At 64.9% G+C, this 23,846-nt stretch carries 17 protein-coding genes; 8 read left to right on the top strand and 9 right to left on the bottom strand.

The window, feature by feature from the left end; translation table 11 throughout:
* Positions 1-125: 125 nt before the first annotated feature.
* The 4 genes from GEV37_RS00540 to GEV37_RS00555 all read right to left on the bottom strand — a co-directional run bounded on the left by GEV37_RS00540 (position 126) and on the right by GEV37_RS00555 (position 7,683).
* Positions 126-4,946 carry an NAD-glutamate dehydrogenase gene (locus GEV37_RS00540; RefSeq protein WP_227388221.1) on the bottom strand — a complete coding sequence of 1,607 codons (4,821 nt, stop codon included), beginning with the start codon at positions 4,944-4,946 and terminating at the stop codon, positions 126-128.
* A gap of 146 nt (positions 4,947-5,092) precedes the next feature.
* Positions 5,093-6,202, bottom strand: coding sequence for a tRNA (uridine(54)-C5)-methyltransferase TrmA (gene trmA / locus GEV37_RS00545; protein WP_227388222.1), 1,110 nt, complete (start codon positions 6,200-6,202; stop codon positions 5,093-5,095).
* A gap of 55 nt (positions 6,203-6,257) precedes the next feature.
* Positions 6,258-7,043 (bottom strand): glutamate racemase, encoded by a 786-nt coding sequence (gene murI / locus GEV37_RS00550; RefSeq protein ID WP_227388223.1) that lies wholly within the window; start codon positions 7,041-7,043, stop codon positions 6,258-6,260.
* A gap of 94 nt (positions 7,044-7,137) precedes the next feature.
* Positions 7,138-7,683, bottom strand: coding sequence for a hemerythrin domain-containing protein (locus GEV37_RS00555; protein ID WP_227388224.1), 546 nt, complete (start codon positions 7,681-7,683; stop codon positions 7,138-7,140).
* A gap of 255 nt (positions 7,684-7,938) precedes the next feature.
* Here GEV37_RS00555 and GEV37_RS00560 point away from each other — a divergent pair, with 255 nt between their 5' ends.
* The gene (locus GEV37_RS00560; RefSeq protein WP_227388225.1) at positions 7,939-9,270 is read left to right on the top strand and encodes a replication-associated recombination protein A; all 1,332 of its coding nucleotides are present in this window, start codon (positions 7,939-7,941) and stop codon (positions 9,268-9,270) included.
* Positions 9,271-9,310: 40 nt separating this feature from the next.
* On the opposite strand, the gene lolA is transcribed toward GEV37_RS00560, so the two are convergent.
* Both lolA and GEV37_RS00570 read right to left on the bottom strand, forming a co-directional pair.
* On the bottom strand, positions 9,311-9,964 hold the full coding sequence (gene lolA / locus GEV37_RS00565; protein WP_227388226.1) for an outer membrane lipoprotein periplasmic chaperone LolA: 654 nt from the start codon (positions 9,962-9,964) through the stop codon (positions 9,311-9,313).
* A gap of 158 nt (positions 9,965-10,122) precedes the next feature.
* Positions 10,123-13,293 carry a DNA translocase FtsK gene (locus GEV37_RS00570; protein ID WP_227388227.1) on the bottom strand — a complete coding sequence of 1,057 codons (3,171 nt, stop codon included), beginning with the start codon at positions 13,291-13,293 and terminating at the stop codon, positions 10,123-10,125.
* A 163-nt stretch (positions 13,294-13,456) separates the two neighbouring features.
* Here GEV37_RS00570 and aat point away from each other — a divergent pair, with 163 nt between their 5' ends.
* The 3 genes from aat to infA all read left to right on the top strand — a co-directional run bounded on the left by aat (position 13,457) and on the right by infA (position 15,317).
* Positions 13,457-14,203: a leucyl/phenylalanyl-tRNA--protein transferase gene (aat, locus tag GEV37_RS00575; protein ID WP_227388228.1), complete on the top strand. Its 747-nt coding sequence runs from the start codon at positions 13,457-13,459 to the stop codon at positions 14,201-14,203.
* Between the two features lie 22 nt (positions 14,204-14,225).
* Positions 14,226-14,960 carry an arginyltransferase gene (locus tag GEV37_RS00580; protein ID WP_227388229.1) on the top strand — a complete coding sequence of 245 codons (735 nt, stop codon included), beginning with the start codon at positions 14,226-14,228 and terminating at the stop codon, positions 14,958-14,960.
* Positions 14,961-15,098: 138 nt separating this feature from the next.
* Positions 15,099-15,317: a translation initiation factor IF-1 gene (gene infA, locus GEV37_RS00585; protein WP_007111068.1), complete on the top strand. Its 219-nt coding sequence runs from the start codon at positions 15,099-15,101 to the stop codon at positions 15,315-15,317.
* 110 nt (positions 15,318-15,427) lie between these two features.
* Here infA and clpA read toward each other — a convergent pair whose 3' ends face one another.
* The 3 genes from clpA to GEV37_RS00600 all read right to left on the bottom strand — a co-directional run bounded on the left by clpA (position 15,428) and on the right by GEV37_RS00600 (position 20,685).
* Positions 15,428-17,704, bottom strand: a complete 2,277-nt coding sequence (clpA, locus tag GEV37_RS00590; RefSeq protein ID WP_227388230.1) for an ATP-dependent Clp protease ATP-binding subunit ClpA — start codon at positions 17,702-17,704, stop codon at positions 15,428-15,430.
* A gap of 189 nt (positions 17,705-17,893) precedes the next feature.
* Positions 17,894-18,262, bottom strand: coding sequence for an ATP-dependent Clp protease adapter ClpS (gene clpS / locus GEV37_RS00595; RefSeq protein ID WP_386110860.1), 369 nt, complete (start codon positions 18,260-18,262; stop codon positions 17,894-17,896).
* A gap of 188 nt (positions 18,263-18,450) precedes the next feature.
* The gene (locus GEV37_RS00600) at positions 18,451-20,685 is read right to left on the bottom strand and encodes an NADP-dependent isocitrate dehydrogenase (RefSeq protein ID WP_227388231.1); all 2,235 of its coding nucleotides are present in this window, start codon (positions 20,683-20,685) and stop codon (positions 18,451-18,453) included.
* A gap of 228 nt (positions 20,686-20,913) precedes the next feature.
* Between GEV37_RS00600 and GEV37_RS00605 the strand changes: the two genes are divergently transcribed.
* From GEV37_RS00605 to hflD, 4 genes are all read left to right on the top strand, one after another.
* The gene (locus GEV37_RS00605) at positions 20,914-21,513 is read left to right on the top strand and encodes a pseudouridine synthase (RefSeq protein WP_227388232.1); all 600 of its coding nucleotides are present in this window, start codon (positions 20,914-20,916) and stop codon (positions 21,511-21,513) included.
* Entirely contained in the window at positions 21,510-21,947 is a 438-nt protein-coding gene (locus GEV37_RS00610) for an NUDIX hydrolase (protein ID WP_227388233.1), read from the top strand. The genes GEV37_RS00605 and GEV37_RS00610 overlap by 4 nt, the downstream gene beginning before the upstream one ends.
* A 101-nt stretch (positions 21,948-22,048) precedes the next feature.
* Positions 22,049-23,191: a tRNA 2-thiouridine(34) synthase MnmA gene (mnmA, locus tag GEV37_RS00615; RefSeq protein WP_227388234.1), complete on the top strand. Its 1,143-nt coding sequence runs from the start codon at positions 22,049-22,051 to the stop codon at positions 23,189-23,191.
* Positions 23,188-23,826: a high frequency lysogenization protein HflD gene (gene hflD / locus GEV37_RS00620; RefSeq protein ID WP_227388235.1), complete on the top strand. Its 639-nt coding sequence runs from the start codon at positions 23,188-23,190 to the stop codon at positions 23,824-23,826. Before mnmA ends, hflD begins: the two co-directional genes overlap by 4 nt.
* The last annotated feature ends 20 nt before the right edge of the window (positions 23,827-23,846 follow it).

Below are 23,846 nucleotides of genomic sequence, written 5' to 3' on the forward strand. Positions count from 1 at the left end.
GCGGGCGGCGGTTGGGGTGGGCGCCGAGTATACCGCAACGCGGCGCCTCCCGCAGGCTGGCCGGGGCCAAGTGACCGGCAAAAAAAATCGCGCCCCGCAGGGCGCGATCATGACGGCGAGAACGCCTAGCTTTCGCTGCCGCTCTCGGCGAGGTCGACGAGCTCGCGCACCGCCACGGCGAACAGCGCGAAGCCGCCTTCGCTGCCGCCGCGCACCTCGTCGATCAGGCGGCGCCAGCGACGGTGCAGGTCGGCGTGCTGCTCGAGCCACTGCTCGACCAGCTCCTGGGTATCGCGGCTGCCGGCGTCGAGCTTCAAGACGCTCACGGTCAGCGCCAGCTGCTGACGGTCGATGTCGTCGCGGAAGGTTTCGCGCGCCTGGGCCTGCCAGGCATCGCGCACCTCGAGCTGGGTGACCTGATGGGTCATCCAGGGAAGCTCCAGGCGATTGCCGATCTCATAGAACACTTCCGCCACACGCTGAGGCTTCTCGTTGGTGGCACGCGCAGCATGGATAATGCCAAGCCCGGCGTAGAGGCTGCTGGAAGCCGCTACGGTCGAGGCCAGCGCCTCGGGCACGCCCTCCTCGATCAAGTCATCGCGACGCCGCCGCCACGCCGCGAGCTCCTCACCGCTCAGCAAATCGCCAATGCCCTCCTGGAGCTGCGCCAGGCGCGGGGCGAAGTACTCGATGGTGTCCTGGGTGGAGAGCCCCAAGTGCAGGCGCACGAACCAACGCGTGGCGCGACGCACCATGCGCATCAGGTCGAGCATCATGGCGTACTGCACGCGATTGGGTACCTGATTGTCCAGCGCCTCGATCTGGCCCCACAGCTCCTTGAGGTTGAACGCATCGCGGGCGACCACGTAGGCCCGGGCGATGTCCGCCCGGCCCGCGCCGGTCGAGTCCATCAGCCGGCGCACGAAGACAATACCCATGCGATCCACCAGGTCGTTGGCCACTTGGGTGGCGACGATCTCGCGCTTCAGGCGGTGCTCGTACATCTCGGTCGGGTAGCGCTCGACCAGCACCGAGGGGAAGAGGTTCTCCAGGTGACGATGGATGTAGGGGTCGTCCGGCACGTCGGACTTGATCAGGTCGCCCTTCAGCGTGCTCTTGGCGTAGGAGATCAGCACCGAGAGCTCCGGCAGGCGCATGCCTTCGCTATTGCCGGCGCGCTCCTTGAGGCTCTCGTCGGAGGGCAGGAACTCGAGTTCGCGGTCGATCTGGCCGGCGTTCTCCAGCTCGCTGATGAAGCGCCGGTAGGGCCCCGCCCCCTGACGCGACAGCATCTCCGAGAGATCGATCGCCTGGGTCTGACGGTAGTTGTCGCGAATCACCAGATCCGCCACTTCGTCGGTCATGTCCGCCAGCAGCTCGTTGCGCTGCTTTTCGGTCATGTCGCCGCGCGTGACCACCTCGTCGATCAGGATCTTGATGTTGACCTCATGATCGGAGCAGTTGACCCCGCCGGCGTTGTCGATGAAGTCGGTGTAGACACGTACGCCCTTGGCGGCGGCTTCCATGCGCCCACGCTGGGTCAGGCCGAGGTTGCCGCCCTCGCCCACCACGCGGCAGTTGAGCTCGCGCCCGTTGATGCGCAGGCTGTCGTTGGCCTTGTCGCCCACATCGCTGTCAGTCTCGTCGGAGCCCTTGACGTAAGTGCCGATGCCGCCGTTCCAGATCAGGTCGACCTTGGCCTTGAGCATGGCGTTGATCAGCTCGCTGGGCGAGAGCCTATCGGCCTTGATGCCGAACACCTCGGCCATCTCCTCGGAGATCGTGATCGACTTTGCGCTGCGGCTGAACACACCGCCGCCCTTGGAGATCAGCTCCTGGCTGTAGTCTTCCCAGCTCGAGCGCGGCATCTCGAACAGACGCTTGCGCTCGGCGAAAGAGGCCTCGGGGTCCGGGTGCGGATCGACGAAGACGTGCAGGTGGTTGAAGGCGCCGACCAGCTTGATCTTGTCCGAGAGCAGCATGCCGTTGCCGAACACGTCGCCAGCCATGTCGCCGATGCCGACCACGGTGAACGGGTCCTGCTGGGTGTCCAGGTCCAGGTTCTTGAAGTGGCGCTTGACGGACTCCCAGGCCCCGCGAGCGGTGATCGCCATCTTCTTGTGGTCGTAGCCGTTGGCCCCGCCGGAGGCGAAGGCGTCGCCCAGCCAGTGGCCGTACTCCAGCGAGATCTCGTTGGCGATATCGGAGAACGACGCCGTGCCCTTGTCCGCCGCGACCACCAGATAGGTGTCGTCATCGTCGTGGCGCACCACGTTCTTGGGCGGCACGACCTCGCCGCCCACCAGGTTGTCGGTGACGTCGAGCAGCGCGCGGATGAAGGTCTGGTAGCAAGCGATGCCCTCTTTCTGCTGGGTCTCGCGGTCGGCGTTCTCCGGCATGCGCTTGCACACGAACCCGCCCTTGGCGCCCACCGGCACGATCACCGCGTTCTTGACCTGCTGCGCCTTGACCAGCCCCAGGATCTCGGTGCGGTAGTCCTCCTGACGGTCGGACCAGCGCAGCCCGCCGCGGGCCACCTTGCCGCCGCGCAGGTGCACGCCTTCCACGCGTGGCGAACACATGAAGATCTCGAAGGCCGGGCGCGGCTTGGGAATGCCGGTCACCTTGGAAGGTTCGAGCTTGTAGGCGATGTAGTCCTTGAAGCCGCCTTCCGGGGTACGCTGGTAGTAGTTGGTGCGCAGCGTCGCCTTGATCAGCTCCATCATGCGCCGCAAGAGCTGGTCATCGGTCAGGCTCGCCACGCTCTCGAGCTGCTCCTGCAGGCGCTGTTCGCAGTCGCGAGTATCGTGGTTTTCCAGGCTCGGGTCGAAGCGCGTGGTGAAAAGCTCCACTAGGGCGTGGGTGATCTTCGGGTAATTGGCGAGGGTAGCGGCGATGTAGTCCTGGGACATGCCGAAGCGAATCTGCTTCAGGTAGCGTGCGTAGCCGCGCAGCATCGCCACTTCGCGCCAGTCGAGCCCGGCGCCCAGCACCAGCCGGTTGAAGGTGTCGTTGTCCGCTTCCCCCGCCCAGATGCGCTTGAATGCCTCGCTGAAGGTATCGCGCATCTGGCTCATATCGACGCCGGCCCGGCCATGCTCGAGTTCGAAGTCGTGGATCCAGTAGCGCTCATCGGGGCCGCTGATATCGTAGGGACGCTCGCCGAGCACGCGCAGGCCCAAGTTCTCCATCATCGGCAGCACGTCGGACAGGGGGATCTGGGCGTTGCGGTGGTAAAGCTTGAGGTTCATGCCCCCGTTCTGCTCTTCGATCGGCCGGTAGAGCGACAGCGACAGCTCCTGCTCGCCCTGCAACGCCAGCAGGTGCTGGATGTCGAACACCGCCGTACGGGCGTTGAAGTCCTCGCGGTAGCTTGCCGAGAAGGCGTGCTGGAACTGCTCCATCAACGCGTTGGCGCGCTCCTCGCCGAAGCCTTCGTGCATGGCCTCCTGAAGCTCGTCGCGCCAGCTGCGCGAGAGCCGCGCAACCTTCTTCTCCAGATGCTTCAGGTCATAGTCGCTCGGGGCGTCGCCCTTGAAGCGCAGGATCAGCTGGATGCGCGCCAGCACCGACTCCGAGAGATAGGTGTTGAAGTCACCGAAGCGCGCGTCGAGCTCGTCGCAGAGCATTGCCTGGATGCGCTGGCGAAGGTCCGTCGAGAACACGTCCCGCGGCACGAACACCAGGCAAGAGTAGAACTTGCCGCTGACGTCGGTGCGAATGAACAGGCGCACCTGGCGACGCTCGCGAATGTTGAGGATGCCCAGCGCCGTCTCGGCCAGCGGCTCAGTGCCGATCTGGAACAGGTCGTCGCGCGGGAACACCTCGAGCACCTGCAGAAGCTGCTTGCCGTTGTGGCCCTGCGGGTTGAAGCCGGCGATGTCCATCACCGCCTTCAGCTTGCGGCGCAGAAGCGGAATGTTGCGCGGCGATTCGTTGTAGACCGTCGAGGTAAACAAACCGAAGAAGCGCCGCTCGCCGATCACGTTGCCATCGTCGTCGTAGCGGTCAACGGTGATGTAGTCCGGGTAGGTGGGCCGGTGAACGCGGCTGTGGTGCGCGCTCTTGGCAAACGACAAAAGCTGCGGCACCAGCACCAGGCCGTTCTCGTCCTGGCCCTCCTCTGCGCGGATGCGCTCGCGATAGCGCGACTGGTTCAAGCGGAACACGCCGAGCACGCTCTGCGGGTCGCGCTTGAGCTCGCCCTCCTCCAGGCGGTACTCGTCGTAGCCGAGGAAAGTGAAGTTGTCCTTAAGAAGCCATTCGAGAAAGGCGATCGCCTCCTCGTGGTCGTCCGGGTCGATCTGCGGCGGGCAGTTCTTCTCGAGCTCCTGGATGGCGGCGGTGATCTGGGCGCACATGGGCTCAAAGTCGTGCACGGCGGTGCGTACGTCGCGCAGCACGTTGTTGAGCTTCTCCTCCATGCTAGCGAGTGACTCGCGGTCGGTGTGGCGGTCGACCTCGATCACGATCAGCGACTCGCGCGCCTCCGGGGCGTTTTCGGCGCGCGGCGAGGTCAGCGTCTCGAGCTGGTCGCGGGCGTCCCGGGCGACGGCAAACACCGCGTTCTGGATCGCGTGAACGGTCAAGCCGCGCCGGTTGAGCTCGATGCGCACCGAGTCGACCAGAAACGGCATGTCTTCGTGGAGCACCGCCACGAAGGTGTGGTTGGACTGCCAGCCGTGCTCCTCGAAGTCCGGGTTGAAGATGCGTACCTTGGGGCTGTCCGGATCGTGATGCTGCAGGAACTGCCAGATCGAGAGCGTGGCGCCGTAGAGATCGTCGAGCCGGCGATCGACCAGGTCCTCGACCGGTACGGTGGCGTAAAAGTGGCGGGCGAAGGCTTCGACACGCGCCGCCCGCTCGGTGCCGAGCCTCGACTCCAGGCGCTCCTGCAGCTGTTTCAAAAGATCCTGCCGACTCTCTTCACTCGCAACGTAGTGCATCCATCACCTCGATTGCCCAAGCCCCATCAGAGGCCAAAAAAAACGAACGATCATGGGCCCTTAGGCCATCATGGCGTAGCTTACGCGATTGCCCAGCGCCGCTCTATTCACCTGCCAGCTTTCTCATGGAGTATGCCGCTTCGGCATTAACGCTCGCGCCGCGTCAAGAGCACCCCGCACTCACAGTGGTGGGTAAAGGGAAATTGGTCAAACAAGGCGAAGCGCTCAATGTCGTGGGTCTGCGAAAGCTGGGTCAGGTTGTCGGCAAGCGTTGCCGGGTTGCATGAAATATAGACGATCTGCTCGTATTCGCTGACCTGCCGGCAGCTTTCCTCGTCGAGCCCGGCGCGCGGCGGGTCCACCAGCACCGTCGAGAAGTCGTAGCTCGAAAGGTCCATCTCGGCCACGCGCCGCCCGCTCTTCTCGCCCTTGAGCGCCAGTGAAAACTCCTCTGCCGACATGCGCATCACGCTGACGTTGCCCACCTCGTTGGCGGTGATATTGACGTTGGCACTGGCCACCGACGTGCGCGAGATCTCGGTGGCGAGCACGCGGCGAAAGTTCTCGGCCAGCGCCAGGGTGAAGTTGCCGTTGCCGCAGTAGAGCTCGACCAGATCCCGCGCCTGGCTCCCTTGGGTCACGTTGCGTGCCCAGCCCAGCATCTCCTGGCAGATGTGGGCATTGGGCTGGGTGAAGCTGTTTTCCACCTGCTGGTAGTCGAGGGTGCGGCCATCGACAGTGAGTCGTTCCCAGACGTGATCTCGGGTCAGCACCAGGCGCTGCTTGCGCGAGCGGCCGATGATCATGATGCCGAGCTCGGTCTCGAGCGCACGGGCCTGCGCTTCCCAGTCCGCGTCCAGCGGGCGGTGGTAGATCAACGTGACCAGCGCCTCGCCGGAGAGCGTGGTCAGGAACTCCACCTGGAAAAGGCGCCGCCTCAGCGTGTCGCTTGCCAGCAGCGCCTCGCGAAGCTTGGGCATCAGGTCGTTGATGCGCTCGCTCGCCACCGGGTACTGGTCCAGGCGCACGACTTTCTTGTCCTTGGGGTCGTCTGGGTTGACCTCGAACATGGCGTAGAACAGGTCGTCGCCTTCGTGCCAGAGGCGAAACTCGCAGCGCTGACGGTAGTGGCTCGGCGGCGAGGAAAAGACTTCCAGCGCCGGCGGCGCGAAGGAGGCGAACAGCCCCTCGACGTAGGCACGTTTCTCGGCGAGCTGTTCAGCGTAGCGTTGGGGGTCGACAGCGGGAATGGCCAAAGCGGCTCCTTGTGAATGGACGAGTCGAAGGAATGGAACGGACCGAGCCCTGGGCTCAAGGCAGCGCCAGACGGCGCGGATGCGTGAAGCCGAACTCGGCGAAGCCAGCGACGAGATGGTCGGCCGCGGCGGTCGTGAAGCAGCGCCCGTCCCGGCGCCCGGTACAGTGAGCAGCCACGTCGGCCACCCGGCGGGCGATGGCATCGCCGGAATCGACCCAGCCAAGCGGCACCGGTGCCAAGGCTTCGAGCACCGGCTTGAGCAACGGGAAATGCGTGCAACCCAGTACGACGGTATCCAGCGCCGGGGACGTGGCGGTAGCTTGCCACAGCGGCGCCAGCGCGCGGCTGACCCGGTCGCGGTCGATGTCACCGCCAGCAAGCCAGGTCTCGGCCTGGACCACCAGCGGGTCGGCAGCGATCCGGCTCACACGGCAGTCGCTGGCGAAGCGCTCGATCAGGTTCTGGGTGTAGGGCCGGTTGACCGTGGCAGTGGTGGCCAGCAGCCCGATATGCCGAGTGCGACTGGCAAGCGCCGCCGGTTTGATGGCGGGCACGGTGCCGATCACCGGGATGGGAAGCGTCGCACGAAGCCGATCCAGCGCCAGGGTGCTGGCGGTGTTGCAGGCGACCACCAGCGCGCCCGCGCCGCACGCGGCCACCGCGGCGCGGCATACGGCCAGGATGCGCTCGGACAAAGTGACGTCGTCACGCACCCCGTAGGGCAGCCAGGCGTTGTCACAGGCGTAGCACTGGGCGATGTCCGGATGGCGCAGCGCCAGCGAGCGGGCCACCGAAAGCCCGCCCACGCCGGAATCGAAAATGAGGACCGGGGCGCTCATCGCGCCCCGTCCCGCTCATAGGAGGAGTCAGCCACAGCGCCCTCGCGCGTTCGTTTCGAAGGCGCCAGTTTAACATGCTCGGCCGGGCGCGGGACTAGACCTCGGGGACGTCGGCGTCGCGAAGCTCCGCGTAGAGTTCCGGATAGGCAAGCTGCAGCCGCTCAAGCTCCTGTTCGGCCTTCTCGGGCAGGGCCTGGCGAAGTTCTTCCATGTCCTCGGCGGAGAAGTGCTTATCGATCAAGGGAAAGAGCCCTTCGCGCTCATGGCGCAAATAGGTGCGATGCGCTTCGAGATAGGCACTCAGGTCCTCGGCGAAGCGGTCCATCGGCAGCACGTTGTCCATCAAGATCGTGTCGATGTCATCAGAAAGCCTGGCAAGCGTCGGCTTGAGCGCGCGGTAGTCCTCGGCCATCTTCTCCATGAGCGGCAGTTCCTCCTGGGCGCGAGTCTCGAGGCGCTCGACGCAGATGCGCTCGAGAGGGGTAGCGAAATCGTCCATGTAGGAGAGAATGTAGTCGACCACTTCGCGCATCAGCTTGAAGTTGGGCCGTTCACCCTGGGCCAACGTCTTCTGCTTGAGCTGTAGAACATGGAGCATTCGCGCCATGTTGGCATGGTCCAGACGCAGTTGAGTTAACATGATTCCATCTCCTTAAAGAGGGTCGAGCCGCTCGCCTCGAGTCCCTGTCAAAGCGTTAGACGCGCGCGCGGGCAAGACAGTTTCTACTACAATTTCTACTACAATCGATGCTTTACCATGCGCTCGCGCCGGCGCGTTCGCAAGCCCGTCTCGCGCAATGGGCCACCCCTAAGATTATGTTTTAAGGTAGTCGTGCGCAACGCGCTTTGCGAGACTCGCCGGCGCCAAACGCCGCCAGACGATGGAAGTGTGATCATGGATCTTTTCGAAAGCGCCCCGGGCTTTGCAGAAGGCGCACCGCTTGCCTACCGCATGCGCCCGCGCGATTTGGACGACTACGTAGGCCAGCAAGCGCTGGTAGGGCCAGGCAAGCCGCTGCGCCAGATGGCCGCCGCGCATACCGTGCGCTCGATGATTCTGTGGGGCCCGCCGGGAGTAGGCAAGACCACTCTTGCTGAGCTGCTCGCCCGCGCCTCGAACGCACGCTTCGAACAGCTCAGCGCCGTGATGGCCGGGGTGAAGGAGATTCGCGCGGTGGTCGAGCGCGCCCAGGCGTCGAGGGCCACTACCCTGCTGTTTCTCGACGAGATCCACCGCCTCAACAAGAGCCAGCAGGATGCGCTTCTGCCCCATGTGGAGTCCGGGCTTCTAACGCTGATCGGCGCGACCACCGAGAACCCCTCCTTCGAGGTGAATTCGGCGCTTCTGTCACGCACGCGGGTCTACGTACTCAAGTCGCTCACCGAAGAGGAGTTGATCCAGGTAATGCGCCAGGCGCTCGACGACGTCGAGCGCGGCCTGGGCAGTCGCGCCATCACGGTGGAAGAGGGCGTGCTCGAGGCGCTGGCCCGCGCCGCTGCCGGCGACGCGCGCCGAGCGCTCGGGCTTCTGGAAACCGCCTGCGACTTTACTCGGCAGGAAAACGGCGGCGAGGTGCTCGCCAAGCATGCGCTGGCGGACGTCATCGGCCATCAATCCAGTGCCTTCGACAAGCAGGGAGACGCCTATTTCGATCTTCTCTCGGCGATCCACAAGTCAGTGCGCTCCTCGCGCCCGGACGCGGCGCTTCTCTACATGGCGCGCTTCATCCAGGGTGGGGGGGACCCGCTCGACGTGGTCCGCAGGCTCAGCGCCATCGCCTCGGAAGACGTCGGCAACGCCGACCCACGGGCACTGCCGCTGGTGATCGCCGCCTGGGACGCCTACCTGCGCCTGGGCGACTACGAGGGCCAGCGGGCGATTGCCCACGCCGCCATCCATCTGGCGGTCGCGCCCAAGAGCAACCGCATCGACCAGGCCTGGAAGGCCGCCCAGCAGTTCGCGGCGAGCCAGCCGCGGCTCGAAGTGCCTACCTACCTGCGCAACGCCCCGACCAAGCTGATGGAAGAGCTCGGCCACGGCGAAGGGTACCGCTACGCCCACAACGAGAAGGACGGCTACCCGGCGGGCAGCGCCCACGACTGCTGGCCCGAAGAGCTGCCCCGCGCGCGCTTTTATGAACCCAGCCCGTTCGGGCAGGAGAAGCGCTTTGGCGAGATCATGGCCTGGCGCGAGGCGAAGGATGCAGACGCGGATCGGGCGCCCTGAGGCGCCCGATCATGGTAAAGCGATGTGACGTATTGCGGGATCAGAAGCTTTCGCGGATCACGTCGGTGCCTTCGGGAATCTCGAAATCGAACAGGCCACGGTCGATGCGCCCGTTCTGGGTGACTCCGTTGAAGGTGATGGCGGTACGCTGGCCGGTACTGTCAGTCATCAAAAGCTCGGTCAGGGTCTCGCCCTCGAACACCATGGAGAGCTCCTCGAACAGGGTGTCCGTGGAGGTGGGAATCAGGGTGAAGGTGTCCTCGCCGCTTTGCTGCTCGTGGAAGACATCGTAGTTGTTGGTCAGATCACGGGCGCTTCCCGACAGCAATAGCGCCGGCGTGTGGGAGACGCGGTTATCCATCGCCTGTACGGTGACCTGCTCCAGGTCCGGGTCGTACAGGTAGACGTCGCTACCGTCGGAGACGACGATCTGGGAATACGGCGCTTCGACTTCCCAGCGCAGCATGCCCGGACGCGACAGCCACATTTCGCCGCGCGCGTCCTGCAGGCGCTCGCCGCCGCTGCCGGTGATCTGCTGTTCGAAGCGCGCCTGATAGGTTTCCAGCGGCTCCAGACGCTCGGTCAGGCGCTCGGCGGCGTCATTGGCGAGCACCAGCGGCGAGGCGAAGCTCAGGCCCAGCGCGCTGGCGGCCAGCGCCAACGAAGAGGAACGTCGAGTGTCGATGTCGCTCATTACCATACTCCCTAGGCAAATTGCCAAATGGCGGGGTTACCCGCGTTGATGCGTTATCGGTCGGACCTTGCTACGTCCTTGTGTCCACACTCAGACGCCTTGCGCCCGCCGGGGTTTCACCCAGCGAGCGATTTTCACGCTTGTTGCACGATTGGCGCTCACTGGTTCACCGGCGGCGGCGCGAGCACTTCCCGCGAGCCGTTGCCACCCATCGACGACACTACCCCGGCGCCCTCCATCGCCTCTACCAGGCGCGCGGCGCGGTTGTAGCCGATCTTGAAGCGCCGCTGGACCGCGGAGATCGAGGCCTTGCGGGTTTCGGTGACGAACTGCACCGCCTCATCGTAGAGCGCATCCTGCTCGGCATCGTCGCCATCGACCCCGTCGGCCTCGAGCCCGGCAAGTGCATCCGCCGAGACGCCGCCGGAGAGAATCTCGTCGATGTACTCGGGCTCGCCCCGGCGCTTCCAGTCATCCACCACCCGGTGCACCTCGTCGTCATCCACGAACGCGCCGTGGACGCGATTGGGCGGCCCGGACCCCGCCGGCAGGTAGAGCATGTCGCCGTGGCCCAGCAGGCTCTCGGCGCCGCCCTGGTCGAGAATCGTGCGCGAGTCGATGCGCGAGGAGACCTGGAACGCCATGCGCGAGGGAATGTTGGCCTTGATCAGCCCCGTCACCACGTCCACCGACGGGCGCTGGGTGGCGAGGATCAAGTGGATACCTGCCGCACGCGCCTTCTGGGCCAACCGCGCGATCAGCTCCTCGACTTTCTTGCCGACGATCATGAACATGTCGGCGAACTCGTCGATCACCACCACGATATAGGGCAGCTTCTCGAGCACTGGCGGGGTCTGGTGAACCTCCCAGGGCTGCGGTTCCCACAGCGGGTCCGCCACCTGGGCGCCGGCGCGCTCGGCTTCGTCCAGGCGCGCGTTGAAGCCGGCGATGTTGCGCACGCCCATCGCTGCCATCAGCTTGTAGCGCCGCTCCATTTCCGCCACGCACCAGCGCAGGCTGTTGGCGGCTTCCTTCATGTCGGTGACTACCGGGGCCAGAAGGTGCGGGATGCCATCGTAGACCGACAACTCAAGCATCTTCGGGTCGACCATGATCAGCTTGAGCTCGTCGGGCTTGGCCTTGAGCAGCATCGAGATGAGCATGGCGTTGACGCCGACGGACTTGCCCGAACCGGTGGTGCCGGCCACCAGCAGGTGGGGCATCTTGCCCAGGTTCGCGACCACCGGGCCGCCGCCGATGTCCTGGCCGAGCGCCATGGTCAAAGGCGAGCTCTCCTGCTGGTAGCGGTCGGAATCGATCACCTCGCGCAGGCGGATCATCGCCCGGTGCGGGTTGGGAATCTCGATGCCCACCGTGGGACGGCCGGGAATCACCTCGACCACGCGCACGCTCTTGACCATCAGCGAGCGCGCCAGATCCTTGGCGAGGTTGCTGATCTTCGAGACCTTCACGCCAGCGGCGGGCTTGATCTCGAAGCGGGTGATGACCGGGCCCGGCCAGGTGTCGACGACTTCCGCCTTGACACCGTACTCGCGCAGGCGCACCTCGAGCAGTTCGGCCATGTCGGCGAGCTGCTCCTCGGTGTAGTTCGGCTGGTGCGGCTCCGGCGGGGTCAGAAGCTGCAGGCTCGGCACCTCGCCTTCGGGCTCCTCGAGGGGCTCGAACGCCGGGCGCTGGCTCTGCAGATGCTCAACGGTCCAGAGCGTCGGGCCGTTGTCCGGTTCCGGCTCGACGGACTCCGAGGCGAAGGTCGGCTCCTGGCGAACGGCGCGCGGCTCAGGCGCAAGCTCCGGCTCGTCGTCCTCGTCCCACACCGGCTCCGGCACCACTTCCGGCACGCGCCGGGGCGGGGGCTCGACATCGACGCGGTCGGTCGCAAGCGGTGCGCCGAACACGGGCGATGCGGGCGCTTCTTTGCGCGGCGCCTCTGGCGGCTCGCTGGCGTTTAGGGCGTCGGCTGCGGCGTCGCTGTCATCGTCGATACCGTCATTGTCGATATAGAAGCGCGCAGCGCTCACCGGCGCCTCGTCGCGAGCGGAGATCGCGAAGGCCTCGGCGCGCGGCTCGATGGCAGATGCTTCGGGCTCACGGTCGAGAGGTGTCTCGGGCTCGACGGCGGGCGCGGGCGTTTCGGGCTTGATCGCCTCGGCGTGCTCACTCGGCGCCACGCGCTCGGGGGCCTCGGACGCTACCTCGGGGTCGACCGTCAGCGAAGGCTCGGCCTTGACCCGTTCGACCTTGGCGGGCGCCACTGGTACCGGCGTGTCGCGGCGTGCGGCCAGGGGCGCCTCGACGGCGGACGCGGCTTCTTCCTGCCGCGCGGGCGGCGGCGTGTAGGCCTTGTCGGTCGCCTCCCAGGGGATGGAGGTGTCGGTCACCGTGTCGTCATCCGCGCTGAAGGCCATCATGCTCGGCTCGCGACGCCCCTGTTCGCGCGGGCGCACCTTGGCGGGTGGCGCGTTCTGCTCGACGGCGACGGGTGCCGGCGTCTCTTGCTCTTGCTCAATATCGCGAGCTTTGTTGTCCTCGCGGGTACGCTCCTTGAACTTGCGCGACGCCTCGCGGGCCGCAGCCTTGATCGACTTGCGGTCCTCGCGCTTCTGGCGAGCGCGGGCGCGACGGGCACCGAACCAGCCACCGATGCGGCAAAGCCGCTTGCCCACCTCGTCGGCCACGTTGAGCCACGACATGCCGGAGAACAGCGGAAAGCCGATCAGGATCAGGGCAGCGGCAATCAGCCCCACCCCACCGCTGCCGACCAGCGGCCTGAGCGTGGCCACCAGCCCCTCGCCCAGGATGCCGCCGGAAGCGTAGGGAAGAATGCTCTGCGGGTGATAGAAGTGCAGCGCGCCAAGGGTGGTGGTGCCGAACATCAGAAGCACCAGGCCACCGGCGTGCACCGCGATGGCGACCGGGTCGAGCTCGAAGCGTACCTGGCGCGAGCGCATCAACCACCAGGCGGCGAAGCCGAACATGCCGGGCCACCACAGGGCACTGGCGCCGAGCAGGGAGTAGAGCACGTCCGCAAGCCAGGCGCCCACCGGGCCCATCCAGTTACGCACGTCGGTTTCCGGACCTTGATAGGACCAGCCGGGGTCTGCCGGGTGATAGCTGAACAGGGCCAGCAGCAGAAATACGCACACGGCCAGCAGGACTACCACCACGCCTTCGCGCAGGGAGCCCTGCAGGCGCAATCCGAAACGCCGCGCCGTGTCCTTCGCGGCCTTGACCCGGGTCGATTGGGCCGACGTCGAGGGTCGACGCGAACCGCGCTGCGTTCGCTTGTCTACCGTCTTATTCACTTTCAAGCGATTCTCCCTTTACACCTGGTGGCGTCGTTCATCCACTTGCGAGTTTGCATCATACCGACCATCCTTGCGCCGTCACAGCGCCTGTCGTCAAGAGCCGTGCTCTTGTCATGTTGCTCGTAAAGCCCCGTTCCATCAGCGCCCAACAAGAGGAGCCGCCTCGATGCTACCCTGGCTTGCATCGCCCATTCCCGCCTTCCCGAACACGGCCATGGCGCTCGATACGCCCAACGGGCTGCTGGCCGCCGGCGGCGAGCTGTCGCCGACCTGGCTGGTCCACGCCTACCGACAGGGTATCTTCCCCTGGTACAGCGACGACGACCCGATTCTCTGGTGGAGCCCGAATCCGCGCATGGTGCTGGCCCCTGCCGAGTTCCGCCTGCGCCGCAGCCTGGCGAAGCGGCTACGCAATGGTGGCTTTCACGTGACGCTGAATCAAGACTTCGATCGGATCATTCACGCCTGCGCCGCGCCGCGCCAAGGCGAACCGGGCACCTGGATCAATCCCGAGATGCGCGCCGCCTACCAGGCGCTGCACGCACTCGGCATCGCCCACAGCATCGAGGTTCGTCACGGCGACCACCTGGTGGGTGGGCTCTACGGCCTTGCCATGGGGCCGGTCTTTTTCGGCGAGTCGATGTTCTCGAGCGCCCCGGACGCCTCGAAGATCGCGCTGGCGCACCTGGCCCGCGCCATGTCGGACAACGGCGGCCGCCTGATCGATTGCCAGATGCATACCTCCCACCTGGAGCGCCTGGGGGCTGCCCCCATCGCCCGCGAGACGTTCATCGGCTATCTTGATCAATGGCTGCCGGAAAAAGCGTTCGCGCCGACCAAGCACGGCGCGACGGTCCCCGACGTGCCTGCATCGCCCTGGCTCGACGCCATTCCCGACGCCTATAGCCGCTAGCCTACATTCAAGGAGGTGGATCGTGAGCAGCAGCGCCCCCCGCCGTCCGGTACGGGATCTACGTTTTTTCCTTACCGTACCCCACCGCTGCAGCTACCTGCAGGAACAGGAAGCGACCACGCTGTTCCTGGATCCGAAGGAGGCGCCGGCCAGTGGTGTCTACGAGGCGCTGTCGCTGCTGGGCTTTCGACGCAGCGGACGCCACCTCTATCGACCGCACTGCGACGGCTGCCAGGCGTGCCAGTCGGTGCGCATTCCCGTGGCGGAGTTCAGCCCCGGGCGCACCCAGCGCAAGATCGCACGGCGCAACGCCGATGTTACCACGCAAGTCGTGCCGGCACGCCTTAAATCGGCGCACTACGCCCTCTACGCGAACTACATTCGCGCGCGCCACAGCGACGGCGACATGTACCCGCCGAGCCAGGAGCAGTACCGTACCTTTCTGACCCTCGACGAGCCCTACGCCAAGCTGCTCGAGTTCTATCTCGGCGACCGGCTGGTCGGCGTCAGCGCCTTCGACGAGCTGGAGCATGGACTCTCGGCGATCTATACCTTCTTCGATGTCGACGACGCCCTCGAGCGGCGCTCGCTGGGCACGTTTGCCATCCTCAGGCTCGTCGAACTCTGCCGCGAGCGAGGACTTTCGCACCTGTACCTGGGCTACTGGATCGAGGCGTGTCGGAAGATGCGCTACAAGCAGGCGTTCTCGCCGCTGGAGGTGCTGGACGGACGTCACTGGCGACGCTTGATTCGCTAGATCGGCGCGCTTTTTTGCCTTGACGCCAGGCTTGCGGCACAATATGGCGCTGTTTGGTCGCCCCTTGTAAACTAGGGGAGGCTAACTACTCTGTTAGTTGGTTAATCAATGACGTTCGCTAAGTGAGGATTTGCCTATATGGCACGTGAAGACCATATTGAAATGGAAGGCGTCATCGTCGACACCCTTCCCAACACCATGTTTCGTGTCGAACTCGAGAACGGCCACGTCGTGACGGCCCACATCTCCGGCAAGATGCGCAAGAACTACATTCGCATCCTGACCGGCGACAAGGTCAAGGTGGAATTGACGCCCTACGATCTCTCCAAGGGACGCATCGTCTACCGTTCGCGCTGATCGCCCTCCCCTCTCGCGGGCTCCTTCCTGCGAGCGACTCTTTATACGGCGCCTTAAAACGACAACGCCCCGTCAGTGACAGGGCGCTGTACACATGCTGGCTCAACGCCTCACGGCGCATCCGCCATTTCAGACTCGGTGGATAGCGAAAGCTCGCCCTCCTCGAGACTCACGTGCACGATACCGCCGTGCTCGGCCAGCTCGCCGAACAGGATCATTTCGGCCAGCGGCTTCTTCAGCTTCTCCTGGATCAGGCGGGCCATCGGGCGCGCCCCCATATCCGGATCGTAGCCCTTCTCCGCCAGCCAGTCGCGCGCAGTATCGTCCACGTCGAGCTGGACGCGCTTCTCGTCGAGCTGAGCCTGGAGTTCAATCAGGAACTTGTCGACGACATTGCGCACCACCGACATCGGCAGCGAATGGAACTGGATGATACCGTCAAGCCGGTTGCGGAACTCCGGCGAGAAGGTACGGCGAATCACTTCCATTGCATCCGTCGAATGATCCTGGCTCTGGAAACCGATCGAGCGGCGCGACGCCTGTTCGGCCCCGGCGTTCGAGGTCATGATCAGGATCACGTGGCGGAAGTCCGCCTCGCGGCCGTTGTTGTCGGTCAGGCGGCCGTGATCCATGACCTGCAAGAGCAGGTTGAAGACTTCCGGATGCGCCTTCTCGATCTCGTCGAGCAGCAGCACGCAGTGCGGCTGCTTGTTGACCGCCTCGGTCAGAAGCCCGCCCTGATCGTACCCCACGTACCCGGGCGGCGCGCCGATCAGACGTGACACCGTGTGGCGCTCCATGTACTCGGACATGTCGAAGCGCACCAGATCGATGCCCATGATGTGGGCGAGCTGCTTGGCGACCTCGGTCTTGCCCACCCCGGTGGGGCCGGCAAACAGGAAGCTGCCTACCGGCTTGTCCGGCGCCTTGAGGCCGGCGCGGGAGAGCTTGATGGCGGCAGAGAGCGAGTCGATCGCCTCGTCCTGACCGAACACCAGCATCTTGAGATCGCGGTCGAGCTTTTCAAGCAGCTTGCGATCCGAGCTCGACACGCTCTTTGGCGGAATCCGTGCGATGGACGCCACCACGGCTTCGACCTGGTCGACATCGATGGTATCAACGCGCATCTCGGAGGGCAGCATGCGCTGGTGAGCACCGGCCTCGTCGATCACGTCGATCGCCTTGTCCGGCAGGTGGCGGTCGTTGATGTAACGATCAGCCAGGCGCGCCGCGCTCTCGAGCGCCGCATCGGTGTACTTGAGTTCGTGATGCTCCTCGAAGCGCGAGCGCAGCCCCTTGAGGATCTTGATGGTGTCCTCGACCGAGGGCGCTGGCACATCGACCTTCTGGAAACGACGGGCGAGCGCGCGATCCTTCTCGAAGATGCCACGAAACTCCTGGAACGTGGTCGAACCGATGCAACGCAGCTCACCGGAGGAGAGTAACGGCTTCAAGAGGTTCGAGGCGTCCATGACGCCGCCGGAGGCCGCTCCAGCACCGATCACGGTGTGGATCTCGTCAATGAATAGAATCGCGTTGGGCTGCTTCTTGAGCTCGCCGAGAAGGCTCTTCAGGCGCTTCTCGAAGTCGCCGCGGTACTTGGTACCGGCGAGCAGTGCGCCCATGTCCAGCGAGTAGACCACCGCGTCGGAGATGACCTCGGGCACGTCCTCCTCGACGATACGCTTGGCCAGGCCCTCGGCAATGGCGGTCTTGCCCACGCCGGCCTCGCCCACCAGCAGCGGGTTGTTCTTGCGCCGCCGGGCAAGAATCTGCACCACGCGCTCGAGCTCGTGATCGCGCCCTATCAGCGGATCGATCTTGCCAAGACGCGCTTGCTCGTTGAGGTTGGTGGCGTAGCCGGTCAGCGGATGCGCGCCGCCCTCGGCACTCGTCTCTTCCACATCCTCGCCTTCCTGCTGGGAGGAAGAATTGGTCGAACCATGGCCGGACACCTTGGAAATGCCGTGGGCGATATAGTTGACCGCATCGACCCGGGCCACGTTCTGCTGTTTCAGGAAATAGACGGCCTGGCTCTCCTGCTCGGAGAAGATAGCAACCAGTACATTGGCGCCGTTGACTTCGCTCTTGCCGGATGACTGTACGTGAAACACCGCGCGCTGGAGCACGCGCTGGAAACCGAGGGTGGGCTGCGTCTCGCGCTCGCTCTGCCCTTCGGGAATCAGAGGGGTGGTGGAATTGATGAAATCCTGCAAATCGGAGCGCAGCTTGTCGAGGTTGGCGCCGCACGCCTTCAACACGTCGATGGCCGAGGCGTTGTCCAGCAGTGCCAGGAGCAGGTGCTCCACGGTCATGAACTCGTGGCGCTTCGAGCGAGCCACGGTAAAGGCCGTGTTCAGGGTCAGTTCAAGTTCTTTGCTCAGCATGGCAGTCCCCTTTTCGCTACTACCTAGGGTGGTTCGCCACCTAGGACTTGCGTCGGATCAGTTCGACCGACCGGTATCTTCAACATCGGGTACAAATGCCCCGCTTGCAAGGCCCGCCACTACTTTTTTTCAACGCGTCATGTCAAGCGGCAACCGCTCGAAATTCACCGGCAGCGCCGGGTCGAAAGGCTAATCGGCGGCTTCGATATCGCTCATCAAAGGATGCTCGCATTCGCGGGCATACTCGTTTACCTGATGGCTCTTCGTTTCGGCGATATCGCGGGTGAAGATGCCACAGGTGCCCTTTCCCTGGGTATGCACGGCCAGCATGATCTCGACGGCCTTTTCGTTGTTCATGTTGAAAAAGCCTTGCAGCACCTCGATGACGAACTCCATCGGGGTGTAGTCGTCGTTGTGCAGCACCACCTTGTAGAGCGGTGGCCTGGCAAGCTCGGGTTCTGCCGTCTGGACGTCAAGGTCGTCGTCGTACTCGGGCAAATCAGGGCGAGCCATGTTCAATACCGGGCGACGTACGCTCGGGCTTTCGAAGTTGGACATAGAGCTTTATCGTCTCTGCGCTGACCGGCGGCGCGTGCAAGCATGTCTGTGACAAACATGTCTGTGATAAGACGCGCGCGTTCAGCAAGGGTTCATGGAAAACGCAAAATTATCATACTGAGAAAGACAAAAAACCCCCGCCCGCCAGGCGGACGAGGGTCGATGCGGCCGTTTCAGGCGGGCAGGATTCAGCCCTTGGCCACCATGGCGAGCGCCTCGTTGAGGGTCTTGCTCGGGCGCATGGCCTGACTTGCGAGCTTGGCATCGGGGTGGAAGTAGCCCTGAATGTCCACAGCCTTGCCCTGGGCACCGTTGAGCTCCTCGATGATGACGGACTCCTTCTCCTTCAGGGTGTTCGCCAGGCGAGTGAACAGCGTCTTGAGCTCGGCGTCCTGGTCTTGGGCGGCCAGCGCCTCGGCCCAGTACATCGCCAGGTAAAAGTGGCTGCCGCGGTTGTCGAGCTCGCCCACCTTGCGTGACGGCGACTTGTTGCTGTCGAGGAACTTGCCGTTGGCCTCGTCCAGGGCGCGGGCCAGCACGCTGGCACGCTGGTTGCCGAAGGTGCTGCCCAGGTGCTCGAGCGATGCCGCCAGAGCCAGGAACTCACCGAGCGAATCCCAGCGCAGGTGGTTCTCTTCGAGGAACTGCTGCACGTGCTTGGGCGCGGAGCCGCCGGCGCCGGTCTCGAACAGGCCACCGCCGTTCATCAGCGGCACGATCGAGAGCATCTTGGCGCTGGTACCCAGCTCCATGATCGGGAACAGGTCGGTCAGGTAGTCACGCAGCACGTTGCCGGTGACCGAGATGGTGTCCTCGCCGCGGCGGATGCGCTCGAGCGACACCTGCATCGCATCGACCGGTGCCAGGATGCGAATGTCGAGTCCTTGGGTGTCGTGATCAGCAAGGTAGGTTTCGACCTTATCGATCAGCTTGGCATCATGGGCGCGGTTGGCGTCGAGCCAGAAGATCGCCGGGGTGGCGCTTTCGCGGGCGCGGTTGACGGCGAGCTTGACCCAATCCTTGATCGGCGCATCCTTGGTCTGGCACATGCGCCAGATATCGCCGGCGGCCACATCGTGACTGAACAGCGTCTTGCCGCTTTCATCGCTCACCACCACGGTGCCGTCTGTGGAGATGTGGAAGGTCTTGTCGTGGGAGCCGTACTCTTCGGCTTTTTGGGCCATCAGGCCGACGTTGGGCACCGAGCCCATGGTGGTCGGATCGAAGGCGCCGTGCTGCTTGCAGTCCTCGATCACGCTCTGGTAGATCGTGGCGTAGCAGCGATCCGGGATCACCGCCTTGGCGTCCTGAAGCTCGTCGTTTGCGTTCCACATCTTGCCGGAGTCGCGGATCATCGCCGGCATGGAGGCGTCGATGATCACGTCCGACGGCACGTGCAGGTTGGTGATGCCCTTGTGGGAGTTGACCATCGCCATCGACGGGCGCTCTTTATACAGCGCGTCGATGTCGGCCTTGATGGCGTCACGCTGCTCGGCGGAGAGCGTCTCGATCGAGCTGTAGAGATCGCCCAGGCCCGAGGCCGGGTTGAAGCCGGCATCCGCCAGAGCGCCCGAGTGCTTGTCGAGCACGTCCTTGTAGAACTCCTCGACCACGATGCCGAACATGATCGGGTCGGAGACCTTCATCATGGTGGCCTTCAGGTGCAGCGAGAAGAGTACGCCGCGCTGCTTGGCGTCCTCGATCTCGCGACCGATGAAGGCGCGCAGCTTGGCGCTGCTCATGGCGGCGGCATCGACGACTTCGCCCTGCTGGACCGCCAGGCCCTCCTTCAGCACGGAGGTGGTGCCGTCCTTTTGCTTGAGCTCGATCTTGAGCTTGCCGGCGGATTCGATGATCGCGGACTGCTCGCTGCCGTAGAAGTCACCCTCGGACATGTGGGCCACATGGGAGTTGGAGTCCTGGCTCCACTCGCCCATGCGGTGCGGGTACTTGCGGGCGTAGTTCTTGACCGACTTCGGCGCACGGCGGTCCGAGTTGCCTTCGCGCAGCACCGGGTTCACCGCGCTGCCCTTGGCCTTGTCGTAGGCCGCCTTGATCGCCTTTTCTTCGTCGTTTTTCGGCTCGTCCGGATAGTCCGGCAGGTCGTAGCCCTGGCCTTGCAGCTCCTTGATGGTGGCCTTGAGCTGTGGACCGGAGGCGCTGATGTTGGGCAGCTTGATGATGTTGGCTTCCAGGGTGGTGGCAAGCTGGCCAAGTTCGGCGAGATCGTCGCTCACCCGCTGCTCGCTGCTCAAGCGGTCCGGGAACTGCGCCAGCACGCGCGCGGCAAGCGAAATGTCGCGTGTCTCGACCTCGACGCCGGCGGAGTCGGTGAACGCATCGATGATGGGGAGCAGCGAGTAGGTCGCAAGCGCAGGCGCTTCGTCGGTGAGCGTGTAAATGATCTTCGGCGTTTCGGACATTTTGCGTTAACCTCGTTTTCTGTCGCTATGACTAAAATTTTCGGCGGCCATCAATGGGCCTGGCATGAAGCGCGGTGCCGCGCCAGGGTCGACGTTCGCTGCCACGCCGGTGGTGGCCGTCGCTATCGGCGCGACCGACGCCGACGCTTGTTATCGGTTTCTGTCAGACCCAGCACTTTACTCCTTTATGCGATTGTCGACAAATTCACCCGGCCATACGAGAGCCCGATGAGCACGCTCTATCTCCTGCACAAGCCCTACCGGATGCTGTCCCAGTTCACCGACCGCGAGGGCCGTGCCACCCTCGCCGACGTCATCGACGTGCCTGGGGTCTACGCCGCCGGCCGGCTCGACTACGATTCGGAAGGCCTGCTGCTCTTGAGTGACGACGGCGCGCTAATCCACCGCATCGCCCACCCGCGCCACAAGCAGCCCAAGACCTACTGGGCCCAGGTCGAAGGCGAGATCGACGCCACCGCCCTGGCGGCCCTGCGCGCGGGCGTCACGCTCAAGGATGGCCTTACGCTTCCCGCCAAGGCGCGGCGCATCCAGACGCCAGACCTCGCAGAACGCACTCCGCCCATCGAATCGAAGCGCCATCCGGTGACCAGCTGGCTGGAGCTGACCATCACCGAGGGCCGCAACCGCCAGGTACGCCGCATGACCGCCCACGTCGGCTTTCCCACCCTGCGCCTGGTGCGCGCCGCCATCGGCGCCTGGCGCCTGGACGACCTGGCCCCGGGCCAGTGGCGCCGCCAGATCCTGCACGCCCCGAAACCCCCGGCCAAGCGACCGGGCGCCAAGCCGCGCCGGCGCTTCCCGTCATGAGCGCTCTCCACGTCACCGTCGCCTGCGTGATCGAGCAGGGCGGCCGCTACCTGATGGTCGAGGAGGATCGCGGCGGCGCGCGAACCCTCTTCAACCAGCCGGCTGGGCATGTCGAGCCCGGCGAGGGCCCCCTTGCTGGCGCGCTGCGCGAAACGCGCGAGGAGACCGCCTGGCAGGTACGCCTGACACGCTACCTGGGGCTCTACGTGTTCCACACCCCGGGCAAGACCTTTCACAGCCACGGCTTTCTGGCCACGGCGGACACCTTTCTGGCCACGCCTCTGGACCCGGACATCCACGCCACCCACTGGCTGAGCCTTGAAGAGATTCGCGCGCTCCAAGCCGAGGGCCGCTTGCGAAGCTCCCTGGTCGTCACCCGCATCGAGGATGCCCTGGCCGGGCGCCACTACCCGCTGGCGGTGGTGCGGGAGTGAACACTCGAAGCGCCGGGGCCGCATCGTGTATAATCGCCGCCAATCGATAGTACTTGTTGATAGTCACTTGTTAGATAGTCACTCATTTTAAGAGGATGGCGATGACATCCACTCACAGCACACCGGCCGCCGAGGCACCTGCCAGCGGCAAGGTCATCGTCGGCATGTCCGGCGGTGTCGACTCCTCCGTCTCGGCCCTGCTGCTTCTGCAGCAGGGTTTCGAGGTCGAGGGGCTGTTCATGAAGAACTGGGACGAGGACGACGGCACCGAGTACTGCACCGCCAAGGAGGATCTGGCCGACGCTCAGGCCGTGTGCGAGAAGCTCGGCATCAAGCTGCATACCGCCAACTTCGCCGCCGAGTACTGGGACAACGTCTTCGAGCACTTCCTCGAGGAGTACAAGGCCGGACGCACCCCGAACCCGGACATCCTGTGCAACCGGGAAATCAAGTTCAAGGTGTTCCTCGACTACGCCAGAATGCTCGGCGCCGAGCTGATCGCCACCGGCCACTACGTGCGCCGCGGCGAGCGCGATGGCCGCCCGCGACTGTTGAAAGGCCTGGATGCCAACAAGGACCAGAGCTACTTCCTGCACGCGGTGCCGGAGGCGGCAATCGCCAAGACGCTCTTCCCCGTGGGCGAACTCGAAAAGCCTGCGGTGCGTGCCCTCGCCGAGGAGCATGACCTGGTCACGGCGAAGAAGAAGGATTCCACCGGCATCTGCTTCATCGGCGAGCGCCGCTTCAAGGACTTCCTGCAACAATACCTGCCCGCCCAGCCGGGCCGGATCGAGACCCTCGAGGGCGACGTCATCGGCGAGCACGGCGGCTTGATGTACTACACCCTGGGCCAGCGCCAGGGCTTAGGGATCGGCGGCCTGGCCAACTACTCCGAGGAGCCCTGGTATGTGGCCGGCAAGGACCTCGAGCGCAACGTGCTGATCGTCGTCCAGGGCAAGAATGACGCGCACCTCTATACCGACACGCTGGCGACCGAGGCGATGGACTGGGTGGCGGGCGAGGCGCCGGTCGCCGAGGGCCGCTTCACGGCTAAGACCCGCTATCGCCAGAGCGACTGCCCGTGCTACGTGACCACGCTTGCTGATGGCGGCGTGGAGGTTCGCTTCGACGACCCGCAGTGGGCGGTCACGCCGGGCCAGTCGCTGGTGCTCTACGACGGTGATGTGTGCCTGGGCGGCGGGGTGATCCGCGCCGCCTGGAACGCTGCCGAGGCGGCGGCATGACGACCACGCCGATCCATCGCGCCCCGGACGCCCCGGCTGCGCGCCAGGCGCTGGCGCTGGCCGGGGTCTTTCAGGCGGCGAGCCTGGTCGACGAGCTGGCGCGCACCGGTCAGGTCGACCCACGCGCCTGGGAGACGTTGATCAACGCCACGATCGACACCAACCCGGCGAGCTTCGAGGCGATCTACGGCGGCCATCCCAACAACCTGCGCCGCGGCCTCGACACCCTGGAAGCGCTGTGCGGGCGCAAGCAGGCCAATCCTGTGGTGCTGCGCTACGGCTTCTCGCTTCTGATGCTGATGAACAAGCTGCGCAGCGACACCGCCATGATGGACGCACTCGGCGAGAAGCTCGCTCACGTGCAGCACCAGGCGGAGCACTTCGGGCCCGTGCACGAAAACGTCATCGCGAGCCTCGGCGAGACCTACCAGGAAACTCTCTCCACCTTCAAGACCCGCATCGTGGTCCAGGGCGACCCGTCGCTCCTGCAGACCCGCATGATGCCCGAGCGGGTGCGGGCGTGCCTGATGAGCGGCATCCGCTTCGCTTTGCTGTGGCACCAGCAGGGCGGGCGGCGCTGGAAGCTGGTGTTCCAGCGCAAGGCGCTTCGCCGCGCCCTCGACGATCTGGGCTAGACCCGCAACCGACCCATCGA

The sequence above is a fragment of the Vreelandella malpeensis genome (assembly GCF_020622355.1).
GTDB lineage: Bacteria > Pseudomonadota > Gammaproteobacteria > Pseudomonadales > Halomonadaceae > Vreelandella > Vreelandella malpeensis.

What these genes read in the sequence shown, in the direction of transcription:
- murI (WP_227388223.1), bottom strand. Translation starts at nt 7,043, where the DNA reads ATGAGCGCCCCGGTCCTCATTTTCGATTCCGGCGTGGGCGGGCTTTCG.
- infA (WP_007111068.1), top strand. Translation starts at nt 15,099, where the DNA reads ATGGCACGTGAAGACCATATTGAAATGGAAGGCGTCATCGTCGACACC.
- GEV37_RS00555 (WP_227388224.1), bottom strand. Translation starts at nt 7,683, where the DNA reads ATGTTAACTCAACTGCGTCTGGACCATGCCAACATGGCGCGAATGCTC.
- mnmA (WP_227388234.1), top strand. Translation starts at nt 22,049, where the DNA reads ATGACATCCACTCACAGCACACCGGCCGCCGAGGCACCTGCCAGCGGC.
- lolA (WP_227388226.1), bottom strand. Translation starts at nt 9,964, where the DNA reads ATGAGCGACATCGACACTCGACGTTCCTCTTCGTTGGCGCTGGCCGCC.
- GEV37_RS00610 (WP_227388233.1), top strand. Translation starts at nt 21,510, where the DNA reads ATGAGCGCTCTCCACGTCACCGTCGCCTGCGTGATCGAGCAGGGCGGC.
- GEV37_RS00600 (WP_227388231.1), bottom strand. Translation starts at nt 20,685, where the DNA reads ATGTCCGAAACGCCGAAGATCATTTACACGCTCACCGACGAAGCGCCT.
- GEV37_RS00605 (WP_227388232.1), top strand. Translation starts at nt 20,914, where the DNA reads ATGAGCACGCTCTATCTCCTGCACAAGCCCTACCGGATGCTGTCCCAG.
- clpA (WP_227388230.1), bottom strand. Translation starts at nt 17,704, where the DNA reads ATGCTGAGCAAAGAACTTGAACTGACCCTGAACACGGCCTTTACCGTG.
- GEV37_RS00540 (WP_227388221.1), bottom strand. Translation starts at nt 4,946, where the DNA reads ATGCACTACGTTGCGAGTGAAGAGAGTCGGCAGGATCTTTTGAAACAG.
- hflD (WP_227388235.1), top strand. Translation starts at nt 23,188, where the DNA reads ATGACGACCACGCCGATCCATCGCGCCCCGGACGCCCCGGCTGCGCGC.
- aat (WP_227388228.1), top strand. Translation starts at nt 13,457, where the DNA reads ATGCTACCCTGGCTTGCATCGCCCATTCCCGCCTTCCCGAACACGGCC.
- GEV37_RS00560 (WP_227388225.1), top strand. Translation starts at nt 7,939, where the DNA reads ATGGATCTTTTCGAAAGCGCCCCGGGCTTTGCAGAAGGCGCACCGCTT.
- clpS (WP_386110860.1), bottom strand. Translation starts at nt 18,262, where the DNA reads ATGTCCAACTTCGAAAGCCCGAGCGTACGTCGCCCGGTATTGAACATG.